This is a genomic window from Streptomyces sp. NPDC005263, from assembly GCF_042872365.1.
GTDB lineage: Bacteria > Actinomycetota > Actinomycetes > Streptomycetales > Streptomycetaceae > Streptomyces.
The window spans coordinates 1,364,975-1,376,938 of sequence record NZ_JBIAKJ010000002.1 but is presented as its reverse complement, the minus strand read 5'-3'; the positions used below and the strand labels follow the sequence as shown (position 1 = coordinate 1,376,938).

Annotated in this window: 10 protein-coding genes; 4 read left to right on the top strand and 6 right to left on the bottom strand. The window is 69.6% G+C overall.

What is annotated here, in order from left to right; all coding sequences use genetic code 11:
* Positions 1-32: 32 nt before the first annotated feature.
* Positions 33-1,304 (top strand): MFS transporter, encoded by a 1,272-nt coding sequence (locus ACFYRY_RS13425; protein ID WP_389143577.1) that lies wholly within the window; start codon positions 33-35, stop codon positions 1,302-1,304.
* A gap of 54 nt (positions 1,305-1,358) precedes the next feature.
* On the opposite strand, the gene ACFYRY_RS13420 is transcribed toward ACFYRY_RS13425, so the two are convergent.
* The 5 genes from ACFYRY_RS13420 to ACFYRY_RS13400 form a co-directional block, all read right to left on the bottom strand.
* Positions 1,359-2,360, bottom strand: a complete 1,002-nt coding sequence (locus tag ACFYRY_RS13420; RefSeq protein ID WP_389143575.1) for a TerC/Alx family metal homeostasis membrane protein — start codon at positions 2,358-2,360, stop codon at positions 1,359-1,361.
* Positions 2,361-2,585: 225 nt separating this feature from the next.
* Positions 2,586-4,667, bottom strand: a complete 2,082-nt coding sequence (locus tag ACFYRY_RS13415) for a TerD family protein (protein ID WP_389143572.1) — start codon at positions 4,665-4,667, stop codon at positions 2,586-2,588.
* Positions 4,668-4,719: 52 nt separating this feature from the next.
* A complete protein-coding gene (locus tag ACFYRY_RS13410; protein WP_356767242.1) occupies positions 4,720-5,286 on the bottom strand; it encodes a TerD family protein in 567 nt (188 codons plus the stop codon).
* A gap of 209 nt (positions 5,287-5,495) precedes the next feature.
* Positions 5,496-7,628: an excinuclease ABC subunit UvrB gene (gene uvrB / locus ACFYRY_RS13405; protein ID WP_389143569.1), complete on the bottom strand. Its 2,133-nt coding sequence runs from the start codon at positions 7,626-7,628 to the stop codon at positions 5,496-5,498.
* Between the two features lie 108 nt (positions 7,629-7,736).
* Positions 7,737-8,606 (bottom strand): MHYT domain-containing protein, encoded by an 870-nt coding sequence (locus ACFYRY_RS13400; protein WP_389143566.1) that lies wholly within the window; start codon positions 8,604-8,606, stop codon positions 7,737-7,739.
* Between the two features lie 280 nt (positions 8,607-8,886).
* On the opposite strand from ACFYRY_RS13400, the gene ACFYRY_RS13395 reads away from it, so the two are divergent.
* Positions 8,887-9,762: a glycerophosphodiester phosphodiesterase gene (locus ACFYRY_RS13395; protein ID WP_389143563.1), complete on the top strand. Its 876-nt coding sequence runs from the start codon at positions 8,887-8,889 to the stop codon at positions 9,760-9,762.
* A gap of 92 nt (positions 9,763-9,854) precedes the next feature.
* Positions 9,855-10,409 carry a methylated-DNA--[protein]-cysteine S-methyltransferase gene (locus ACFYRY_RS13390; RefSeq protein WP_389143560.1) on the top strand — a complete coding sequence of 185 codons (555 nt, stop codon included), beginning with the start codon at positions 9,855-9,857 and terminating at the stop codon, positions 10,407-10,409.
* A 64-nt stretch (positions 10,410-10,473) separates the two neighbouring features.
* Here the strand turns inward: ACFYRY_RS13390 and ACFYRY_RS13385 are convergent, their stop codons facing one another.
* Positions 10,474-10,902 (bottom strand): VOC family protein, encoded by a 429-nt coding sequence (locus tag ACFYRY_RS13385; protein WP_389143556.1) that lies wholly within the window; start codon positions 10,900-10,902, stop codon positions 10,474-10,476.
* Between the two features lie 104 nt (positions 10,903-11,006).
* On the opposite strand from ACFYRY_RS13385, the gene ACFYRY_RS13380 reads away from it, so the two are divergent.
* Entirely contained in the window at positions 11,007-11,915 is a 909-nt protein-coding gene (locus ACFYRY_RS13380; RefSeq protein ID WP_389143781.1) for a pseudouridine-5'-phosphate glycosidase, read from the top strand.
* Positions 11,916-11,964 lie beyond the last annotated feature (49 nt).

The window sequence follows — 11,964 nt, the reverse complement described above, 5'->3', positions numbered from 1 at the left end:
TGCGCGACGTACGCTCCGTAAGGGCCCCCTCCATGCTGCGGCTCGCGACCGCTTCGCTCGCCGGGACGGCCATCGAGTTCTACGACTTCTTCGTCTACGGGACGGCGGCGGCGCTGATCCTGGGGCCGCTGTTCTTCCCGACCTTCTCGCCGCTGGCAGGGACACTGGCCGCCTTCGGAACCTTCGGCGTGGGGTTCCTCGCACGGCCGCTGGGTTCGGTGGTGTTCGGACACATCGGGGACCGGCACGGGCGCCGCCCGGTACTGGTCGCCTCGCTGCTGCTGACCGGCGCCTCCACGGTCGCAGTCGGCTGCGTGCCGACATACCACACGATCGGTGTGGCCGCTCCGGTGCTGCTGCTGGTGCTGCGCTTTCTGCAGGGGCTGGGGCTCGGCGGGGAGTGGGGCGGGGCCGTGCTGCTGACCGCGGAGCACGCCCCCGCCGAGCGGCGCGGCCTCTGGTCGAGCTTTCCGCAGGTCGGTCCCGCTCTGGGGTTCCTGCTCGCCAACGGTGTGATGTTGGCACTGTCGGCCACGCTGACCGAGACTCAGTTCGCCCAGTGGGGCTGGCGGGTGCCGTTCTGGGCGGCCGGCATGCTGGCCGTGGCGGGGCTGTGGCTGCGGTCGTCCATTGCCGAGAGCCCCCGTTTCCTCGACATCGACGATCACGCGCGCGTGCCGCTCGCCGAGGTGGTGCGCGACCACTGGCGACTGGTCCTGCTGACCGCCGGTGCGCTCGCGGTCGGTTACGCGATCTTCTACACCGTCACGACATGGTCCCTCGCCTACGGGACGGAACGGCTCGGGGTGAGCCGTACCGTCATGCTGACCTGCATCATGGCCGCGGTGCTGGTGAAGGGCGCGCTCACGCCGGTGGTGGCGCTGCTCGGCGACCGGTACGGGCGGCGGCCCCTGTGCCTGGCCGGGTGTGCGGCCGCCGCCGGGTGGATGTTCCCGATGGTCGCGCTCCTCGCGACCGGTGAACCGTTGCTGATGTTCCTCGGTTTCCTCGGGGCGATGCTCGCGTTCATCACGATGTTCGCGGTGATCGCCGCGTATCTGCCGGAGTTGTACGAGCCTCGGGTTCGCTGCACGGGCGCCGCGGTGGGCTACAACCTCGGTGGGGTCGTGGGCGGCGCGCTCACGCCGATCGTGGCGACCGCGCTGGCCGAACAGGGCGGCCGGGTGCCGTGGGGCGTGGGCGCGTATCTGACGGCGGTCGCGCTGCTGAGCCTGGGCTGTTTCGCGCTGCTGCCGGAGACGCGGCCGGTGCCCCTGGTGGCGCACCGACCGGTCATGGATTGATCGCCGGCTCCGAGTACCTGGCGAACAGCACCGGATTCCTCCGGCCTGACGGGTTCAGGCCTCGATGCTGTCCTTCGGGGCGCCTTCGGTCTGCGCCTTCGCCGCCTCGGTCGCCGCCTGCTTCTTGGACGCCCTCAGGCTGGTGATCGTGGTGATGATCAGGACGGAGCAGATCACGCCGAGGGAGACCGGGATGCTGATCTCCGGGACGTGGACCCCGGACTCGTGCAGCGCGTGCAGGACCAGCTTGACGCCGATGAACCCGAGGATGATCGACAGCCCGTAGCTGAGGTGCACCAGCTTCCGCAGCAGGCCGCCGATGAGGAAGTACAGCTGCCTGAGCCCCATCAGGGCGAACGCGTTGGCGGTGAACACGATGTACGGGTCCTGGGTCAGGCCGAAGATCGCGGGGATCGAGTCGAGGGCGAAGAGCACGTCGGTGGTACCGATCGCGAGCATCACGACCAGCATCGGGGTCATGATCCGCTTGCCGTTCTCCTCGATCCACAGCTTGGTGCCGTGGTATCGGTCGGCCACGCCGAAGCGGCGCTCGGCGGCCTTGAGCAGCTTGTTCTCCTCGAAGTCCTCGTCCTCGTCGTCGGCGCGTGCTTCCTGGATGAGCTTCCAGGCGGTCCAGATCAGGAAGGCACCGAAGATGTAGAAGACCCAGGCGAAGCTGGCGAGGATGGCGGCGCCCGCGGCGATGAAGATCGCTCGCAGGACCAGGGCTATGAGGACGCCGACGAGGAGCACCCGCTGCTGGTACTGCGAGGGCACCGCGAACTTCGCCATGATCAGGACGAAGACGAAGAGGTTGTCGACGCTCAGCGATTTCTCGGTGATGAAGCCGGCGAAGAACTCGCCGCCGGCCTGCCCCCCGCCGAAGATCAGCAGGCCGAGGCCGAAGAGTCCGGCCAGCGCGATCCAGACGATTGTCCAGATCCCCGCTTCCTTGATGGACACGTCGTGCGGTTTGCGGCCGATGAAGAAGTCGACCGCGATCAGGGCGGCGAGGCCCACGATCGTGAGGACCCACAGGGTCAGGGAAACATCCACTTGCGCCTCCGACATACGTAACGGCAGGAACCAGCGTCGTCGCGCTGCCGGAGGTCTCTTCCACCCAGGATGGGCCGACGCCCCGGGATCAGGCCTGATCCGTATTGACGGGAACGCCGCAGTCGACAGGGAGTACTCCCCTCCGTGAGGAAAACGGTACCCCAATCACCAAGGAAAGGTAAAGCGATTGGCAAAAGAAGAGTCAAAATAGCTGGTCAGGCGACTTTACGTGTGCTTGGTGCGGGCGGCGGCTACCTGGTTGAGCACCTGCTGGAGCACCTGGCTGCCCATGGGCACGAGAGCGGGCTCGTACGTCCAGGCGTGTCCGACCCACGGGTCGGCGAGGTGGTCGTCGGGCACCGGCGTGAGCCGCAGCAGCGAACGCCACAGCGGGTCGAGCAAGGGACCGTAGGCGGTGGCCTCCTCACGGTCCGCGACCATCATGAGGTGAACGCCGACGGCAGGGCCCTCGTCCGCGAGGTAGCGCAGCTGATTCACCGCTCGGTCGTCAAAGCCGTGCGGGAAGTCGTTGACGATCAGCAGTTGCCCTGCGGGGTCGAGGTCGGGCGGGAGCGAGTCGGCGGCGCCGCCGCGGACCGCCATCTGCACCAGGTCGACACGCTGGGTCAGTCGGGCCAGGACCTGCGCCACCCCCGCCGCTCCGGTCGCGGGCGGCGCTGCGAGGACGCCGGCCCGCACCAGCGGGACGAGCGGCTGCGCACCGGACCCGGCGGGATCGATGACATGCACGGTGAACTCGCCCGCCGGGTGGGCCGCGAGCAGCCGGGCCGCGTGCGCCACCGCTGCCTCCATCGCGAGGCTCCGCAGGTCGTCGGTGTCGGTGAAGGAGCCGTCGAACGAGCCCGCGGCCCCGCTGTCGATCCACAGGCCACGTTCCAGTGGCAGCCTCACCAGCATCGGAACGCGCACGTCAGGAGCCTCGGGCAGATGGAGATCGCCCAGTCGCAACGCCATCGGGATCTCCATCGGCACCCGATAGGCGTGCCACACGGGGTTGTCCCAGCGCGCGAAGGGCGGCGGCAGCGCGGGCTCGACGACCTCGGCCTCGGCGGTGAGCTGGGCGAGGTCCCGGTCCAGGGCGGCCCTGGCTCGGTCGACGAGCTGGGCGTGCTTGGCTTGGGCCGTCTCCCGTGCGGCGTCGACCTGTCCGCCGATCCGACTGCGCGGGTCGGACAGAGCCTGGTCGAGTTCCTTCTCCATCCGCGAGTCGGCGAAGTCGACGGCGCTGCGGTACGCGGCCATGGTGCGAGCCAGGTCCTCGAACATGCCCCACACCTGGTTGTAGAGCCGCTCGTCCATCGACCAGCCGGTCGCGTCGCCCGCGATCGGCACCGCGGGCTGCCCGGGCTGGGCTGGGGGCACCGCGGGCGGGGGCGGGGGCGGCGCCGCGTTCTGCCGACGCGGATGGCTGTAGTCGATCGGAGCACCCGAGGCGGGGCCGGTGGGCTGGGCGCCGGCGGCCGGGTCGACGTAGGGGTTCGGTGTTCCGGCCGCGGGTGGGGTGGGCGGCGGCGGTGCGCCGGGCGATGCGCCCTGCGGGACGTACGGCGAGGCGGGCTGCTGCGGTATGCCGGGGGCCGGGCTCCCGTACGGAGGCATCGGCTGCGGCGGTACGGGGCCGGAGGTGCCCGGAGGCGGCGGTCCGCCCTGGTCCGGGCCGGGCGTCGGCGCGGCCGGTTGACGGGAGCGGTCGGTATCCGTGGGGCGCGGCGGGGCCGCAACCGAGCGGGACAGCCCCTGGGTGACCGCTTCGTCGATACGGCTCGCCAGTTGGTGGGCCTGGGGCAGACCTTGGTCGGTGAGGAGCTCGGCGAGGCCGCCCGCGTATCCCTGACCGACGGCCCGTACCTTCCAGGCGCCCTGCCTGCGGTAGAGCTCCACGGCGACCACGGCCGACTCGGTGTCCAGCCCCGTGATGGTGTAGCTGGCCATCTCGACGCCGTCGAGACCGGTGACCGCGACGAACGGGGCGGCGACGGCACCGAAGCGGAGGGGTCCCCCGGTGCCCGGCGCGGGCAGGGCCAGCAGCACGCTGACCCGGTGCCCGGCTTCCGGCACGGCGTCGAGGTCGACGGCGAGACGATGGTCGGCCGCCGCCTGCCGGGAGACCTCCAGCCCCGGCAGGATGGGCGCGCCCGGATGGGCCACCCACTCGACGCCGTGCACCTTGCCCTGCTCGTCGCCGACGGTGGCTCCCGCCACGACCGGCGTGCCGGCCGAGACCCTGATCTCCAGGCGGACCTGGGAGAGCGGGTGGTTCTGTCCCCGCGCCAGCTCGGCCGTCATCGCCTTCTCCCCCTGCTGTGTCGCTGTGTGGTGTCGGCGCCCCCCGGCGCGCCTACAGGTGCGGCAGGATCGCCGGCATCAGGTCCTGGAAGGTGCGGCCGTTGGCCGGGGTACCGAGTGCCGTCATCGTCCAGCCCGGACCCGTGCGGTGCACCTTGGCCATGATCTGGGCCGTGTAGGCGCCACCGCCCGCGAGCGTGTACCGGGCGAGCTCCTGGCCGTTGGTCTCGTCGACCAGCCGGCAGAACGCGTTCTGCACTTCCTGGAAGGTCTGGCCCGTGAACGAGTTCACGGTGAAGACGATCTGGTCGATGTGGACCGGCACCCGCGACAGGTCGACCAGGATCGCCTCGTCGTCGCCACCCTGACCGACACCGCCGACCAGGTTGTCACCGGTGTGGCGCACCGAGCCGTCATCGCTCACCAGATGACGGAAGAAGACGACGTCGAGCGGCTGCTTGTCCGCGAACAGCACCGCGGACGCGTCGAGGTCGATCTCCCGGGTGCGGGAGCCGAAGAGGCCGCGCCGGGGGGCTGCCTGCCAGCCGAGGCCCATGCGCACGGCGGTGAGGCTGCCCCCGTCGTTCTTCTGCAGGCTGATGGCCTGACCCTTGGTCAGATTCACGCCGCCGCCGGGCGTGCCGCCCTTGGATACGTCCACCACCGCTGGTCCCCTCTCGTGATTCCCCTGTTGCCGCGGGATCCGCGGATGTCCAGAACCTTACGCAGGGCCACTGACAGTCACGCACCCTCGTCCGCGCTTTGTGTCGGTGTTGCAACACAGCACGTACGCGCCGCAGGCCCGAGGGCCTCACGGGAGCCGGTCGGTCAGGCCAGCCCGGCCTCCCGCATCTGACGCAGCTCCTTCTTCATCTCGGAGACCTCGTCGCGCAGTCGGGCCGCGATCTCGAACTGCAGGTCGGCGGCCGCGGCGCGCATACGCGCGGTCATCTCCTCGATCTGTTCGGCGAGTTCGGCCGCCGGACGGTCGGTCGGGACCGGTTCCTTGCCCTTGGCGGCCTTGGCACCCTTGGCCGCCTTGCCGCCGAGTGCCGGCACAGGTGCCTTGGTGCCCTTGTCGTCCTTCGACTTGCGGTAACCGGAGCCGAGCAGCTGCTCCGTGTCGATGTCCTCGCGTGCGATCTGGGCCACGATGTCGTTGATCTTCTTACGGAGCGGCTGGGGATCGATGCCCCGCTCCGTGTTGTACGCGACCTGCTTCTCCCGGCGGCGGTTGGTTTCCTCGATGGCCTTCTCCATCGCCGGGGTGATCTTGTCGGCGTACATGTGGACCTGACCGGAGACATTGCGCGCCGCGCGGCCGATGGTCTGGATGAGGGACGTTCCGGAGCGCAGGAAGCCCTCCTTGTCGGCGTCGAGGATCGCCACCAGGGACACCTCGGGCAGGTCGAGACCCTCGCGCAGGAGGTTGATGCCGACCAGGACGTCGAACTCGCCGGAACGCAGCTCGCGAAGTAGTTCGACACGACGCAGGGTGTCGACGTCGCTGTGCAGATAGCGGACCTGGATGCCGAGTTCCAGGAAGTACTCGGTGAGGTCCTCGGCCATCTTCTTGGTGAGCGTGGTGACCAGGACGCGCTCGTCCTTCTCGACGCGCTCCCGGATCTCGTGCACCAGATCGTCGATCTGGCCCTCGGTCGGCTTGACGACGACCTCCGGGTCGATCAGACCGGTGGGGCGGATGATCTGCTCGACAGTGCCGTCCGCGCGCGAGAGCTCGTACTTGCCCGGGGTCGCGGAGAGATAGACGGTCTGTCCGATGCGCTCCTGGAACTCCTCCCACTTCAGCGGGCGGTTGTCCAGGGCGGAGGGCAGCCGGAAGCCGTGGTCGACGAGGGTGCGCTTACGGGAGGCGTCGCCCTCGTACATGGCACCGATCTGCGGGACGGTGACATGGGACTCGTCGATGACGAGCAGGAAGTCGTCCGGGAAGTAGTCGAGCAGGGTGTTCGGCGGGGAGCCGGGCGAGCGGCCGTCGAAGTGCATCGAGTAGTTCTCGACACCGGAGCAGGAGCCGATCTGGCGGAGCATCTCCAGGTCGTAGGTGGTACGCATGCGCAGTCGCTGGGCCTCCAGGAGTTTGCCCTGCTTCTCCAGGTCGGCCAGCCGCTCGCCCAGCTCCTTCTCGATGTCGTTGGCGGCCCGCTCCAGACGTTCGGGTCCCGCCACGTAGTGGGAGGCCGGGAAGATGTACAGCTGCTGGTCGTCGCTGATGATCTCCCCGGTGAGCGGATGGAGGGTGGAGAGGGCCTCGATCTCGTCGCCGAACATCTCGATGCGCACGGCGAGTTCCTCGTAGACCGGGAAGATCTCGATGGTGTCGCCGCGGACGCGGAAGGTGCCGCGACTGAAGGCCAGGTCGTTGCGCGTGTACTGGATGTCCACGAAGCGGCGCAGCAACTGGTCCCGGTCGAACTCCTCGCCGACCCGGAGCGGGACCATGCGGTCCACGTACTCCTGGGGCGTGCCGAGGCCGTAGATGCAGGACACCGAGGCGACCACCACGACGTCACGGCGGGTGAGCAGCGAGTTGGTCGCCGAGTGGCGCAGCCGCTCGACCTCCTCGTTGATCGAGGAGTCCTTCTCGATGTAGGTGTCCGACTGCGGAACGTACGCTTCGGGCTGGTAGTAGTCGTAGTACGAGACGAAGTACTCGACGGCGTTGTTCGGCAGCAGCTCGCGGAACTCGTTCGCCAGCTGGGCGGCCAGTGTCTTGTTCGGGGCCATCACCAGGGTGGGGCGCTGGAGCTTCTCGATCATCCACGCCGTGGTGGCGGACTTGCCGGTGCCGGTGGCGCCGAGCAGTACGACGTCCTTCTCACCGCCCTCGATGCGTCGGGCCAGGTCGGCGATGGCCGTCGGCTGGTCGCCGCTGGGCTGGTAGGGGCTGACGACCTCGAAGGGCGCCACCGTGCGTTCGATGTGGGAAACGGGCCGCATGTCATCCACCGTACGACTCCCCACTGACAACGCGGCCCGATCAGCGGTTTTGCGAGGGCGCGGGGGCCAGGACGTGCCGGGGCGTTCCTGGTGACGGTGGTGACGCCGTCAGCGGTTCTGCGGGGTGCGGGAGGTGTGGTGGTCGGTGTGGCGACGTTCGCGGAGGACGGGGTGGCGGGTGGTGGCGTACGAGACGAGTTCGCTCGCGGGTATGCCCGGCTTGTTCTCCGCGGGTGTCCAGACGGGCTTCCCCATGACCATCAAGGGGTCGAACAGCACCACGACGCCGGCGAGCAGCAGGAAGGCGAGCGGGCCGATCATCATGGGCGCCAGCAGCGAGGCGGGCGAGTCGCCCGTGGTGGGGGCGGCGGTGCCGTGGAGGTGGACGCTGAGGGAGGCCATGCCCGTGTAGTGCATGCCGGTGACCGCGAGCCCCATGATCATGCTCGCGCCCACGCTCCACATGAAGCCCTTGACCTGACCGGCCGACCACAGGGCGGCGGTGGCGGCGACGACGGCTATCACGACGGACACGGCGACGGTGACCGTGTTGTACTCCAGGTTGCCGTTGAAGCGCATTCCGGCCATGCCCATGTAGTGCATGGTGGCGATGCCCAGTCCGGTGACGGCGCCCCCCGTCATCAGGGCCGTCCCGCTGGCTCCCCGGTAGCCGACGATGAAGATCCCGACGCCCACCATGACGATGGCGACGCCCAGGCTCGCGTAGGTGGTGACCCGGTCGTAGTGGATCGGGGCCTCCTCGATCGTGAAGCCCATCATCGCGATGAAGTGCATGGTCCAGATTCCGGAGCCGATCGCGGCCGAGCCGAGGGCCAGCCAGCCCAGGCGCCAGGAGTTGCCGACGAGCATGGACCGGGTGGTGCAGCGCAGCCCCAGGGCGCCGCCCAAGCAGGCCATGAGGTAGGCCACCAGCGGTGTGACGAGTCCGTAGCTGAATCCGTCGACCGTGCCTTGCATGCGCGGCTGCCCTTCCGCCTTCTTACGTCCCGGAATTTTCCGATGTGCACCCCTTCCCAGGACCACATGAGCGGTCAGGGCTGAGGCAGAGAGTATGACCCCCACCGGAATGGTCGAACGATTTTCCGGCAAAGAAACACGGCCTTGCCTCAGTTGTGCCGTACCAGTGAGCGGAGTTGGGACAACGGCGTTCAAGTTGTGGTCATCCTGTACCCGTCCGCCGTTGACCCTCTGCTGTCACAGTTGTGCTGTACGTGTTCGCTCGTCGCGAGGAGTACGCATGCACGCGCGCGCCATTGCCGCCACGACCACCGCGCTCGTGGGGACCGCGGCCCTCCTGCTTCCGCTCTCCCACGCGCGGGCCGACGAGGACGGGGGGCGCCCCGTGGTCGTCGCCCACCGGGGGGCCTCCGCCCGGGCGCCGGAAAACACTCTGGCCGCCGTCGACAAGGCGGCGGAGCTGGGCATCGCCTGGGTCGAGAACGACGTCCAGCGCACTCGGGACGGAGAGCTCGTCGTCCTGCACGACGACAGTCTGCAGCGCACCACCGACGCCGAGGAGGTCTTCCCCGGGCGGGCGCCCTGGAAGGTGAGGGACTTCACCGCGGCCGAAGTCGCGCACCTGGACGCGGGAAGCTGGTTCGGTCCGGCGTACGCGGGCGCGCGCGTGCCGACGCTCCGGCAGTACGTACGCCGTGTGGAGCTGCACCACCAGAAGCTGCTCCTGGAGGTCAAGAATCCGGAGCTGTATCCGGGCATCGAGAAGCAGACCCTGAAGCTCCTGAGCAACGAGGGCTGGCTCGACCAGGGGCATCTCGCAGACCGGCTGATCGTGCAGAGCTTCAGCGCGGACAGCGTGCGGACCGTCCATCAGCTGAAGCCCGGCGTCAAGACCGGCTTCCTCGGTACACCGTCCGTGGCGGACCTGCCCGCGTACGCCGCCTTCGTCGACCAGATCAACCCGTCGTACGGCTCTGTGTCCCGTGGGTACGTCTCCGCCGTCCACGCCCGCACAGGGGCGCACGACAGGCCGCTTGAGGTCTTCACCTGGACCGTCAACGACGCGAGCACCGCCCGGCTGGTCGCGTCGTACGGCGTCGACGGCGTCATCAGCAACAAGCCCGACGTGGTGCGTGACGCGCTGCCCGCCGCCTGACCCCGGTGCCGCCCGGGGAGCCGGCGTGGGTGGCGTCCGGCCTTTCCGGTCTTTTCCGGGCGTTGTCAGTGGCTGGTCGTACGGTGGGTCGCATGAACAGCCAAGGGCACAACGAGCAGCGGGTCGTGTGGACCGTCGTCCCCACCGACATCGGTCCGCTGCTGCTGGCCGCGACCCGCGAGGGCCTGGTCAACGTCGTCTTCCACGCCACGGACCCGGTCCGCGACAAGGCGCTCGACCGGCTCGGGTCCCGGCTGGGCGGTGAGCCGGTCGAGGCACCGGACTCCCCGCTGCTGGCAGAGGCGATACGTCAGCTGCGGGCGTACTTCGCGGGCGAGCGGCAGGACTTCGAGCTGGCCCTGGACTGGTCGCTGATCTCCGGCTTCAACCGACAGGTGCTGCGGGAGCTGGCGTCCGGCGTGCCGTTCGGCTCGGTCGTCGGGTACGGCGATCTGGCCGGCCGGGTCGGCCAGCCTGGTGGCGCCCAGGCGGTGGGGGTGGCGATGGGCTCCAATCCGCTGCCGGTCGTGGTGCCCTGTCATCGGGTCGTCGAGAGCGACGGCGGCATCGGCGGTTTCGGGGGCGGGCTGGAGACCAAGCGGAAGCTGCTCGCGCTGGAGGGAGTCCTTCCCGAGCCGCTGTTCTGAGCCTCCAGGCGCTGACGTCGGCAGTCCGGCGTCACCGCGCCGCGCTGGTCCTGACTGGTCCTCGCTAGTCGTAGTGTCGTGCTTCGAAGACGTTGCCGTCGGGGTCGCGGAAGTAGAAGCTGCGGCGGGCCGTTCCGCGGGCGCCGAAGGAGTCGTAGGAGATCTCCGAGACAGGGACCGACCGTTCTTCCAGGCGGGCGCGCAGTGTCTCGAATGCGTCGCCGGGCATGGCCAGGCAGACGTGGTTGACCGGGTGGCCGGCGCTGTCGGCGGCCCCGGGCACCATCGTCATGTGCTCCGCCGTGGAGAGTGGCATGAGATCCAGGATGGTCTCGTCATTGAGCCGCACGGAGGGGAACGGGGCCGCTCCCGCGGCGAAGTCGGTGAGGCGCACGGGTTCCATGCCGAGCGTCTTCTCGTAGAAGTCCGCCGACGCCACCGGGTCGTGCACCCAGAGGACGACGTGGTCGAGTCGTGTCGTGTTGGCCGTCATGCGGCCAGGCTGGTGGCGTCCTCCACCGGGCGCAAGTGTTTGACCGGGCGTGCCGCCCGCCAGAGATGAGGGAAGACCGACCGACAGGAGGCAGGCTCGTGGTGCTGGTGCTGGTGCTGTCCGAAGAAGTGCGGGACGCGATCAACGCGCGTCAACCGGTGGTGGCCCTGGAGTCCACGATCATCGCGCACGGTTTGCCGCGCCCACGGAACATCCAGGTGGCGTTGGAGCTCGAGGACGTGGTGCGGCGGGAGGGCGCGGTTCCCGCGACCATCGCCGTGCTGGACGGGCGGCCCCATGTCGGCCTGGACAAGGAGCAGTTGGAGCGGGTCGCCAACGAGGACGGCATCCGCAAGCTGGGCCACCGGGACCTGCCGCTCGCGGTGGCCTCCGGAGCGAGCGGGGCGACGACGGTGTCGGCGACCGCGCTCCTTGCGGCTCTGGCGGGCGTACGGGTGTTCGCGACGGGTGGGCTCGGCGGGGTGCACCGGGAGTGGACGGTGACCCAGGACGAGTCCGCCGACCTCGGGCTGCTGGCACGCACCCGGATCACGGTGGTGTGCGCCGGTGTGAAGTCGATCCTGGACGTCCCGGCGACCCTGCAACGGCTGGAGACCCTGGGCGTCGCGGTGGCCGGATACGGCACGAACCGGTTCCCCGGCTTCTACCTGTCCGACTCGGGCCACCCGGTGGAGTGGACGCTGGACACCCCCCGGCAGGTGGCGGACGTCATGAGAGCCCAGGACGCGCTCGACGGCCCCGGGTCGGCGCTGATCGTCGCCAATCCGGTGCCCGAGGCGGAGCAGCTGGATCCCGACCTGCACGCGCGGGTGCTCGCCGAGGCGCTGCACGCGTGCGGCGAGGAGGGGATCACCGGTCAGGCGGTCACGCCGTTCCTGCTCGACTACCTGGTACGGCACACCGACGGGGCCTCGCTGAGCGCCAATCTGGCGGCGGTGCGCGGAAACGTACGGCTGGCGGGGCGGATCGCGGCGGCCTGGGCCGGCACGTGACCGCGAAGCGTCCCCGGCCCGGTGCGGTCGGCGCGGCGGATCGTCGGTC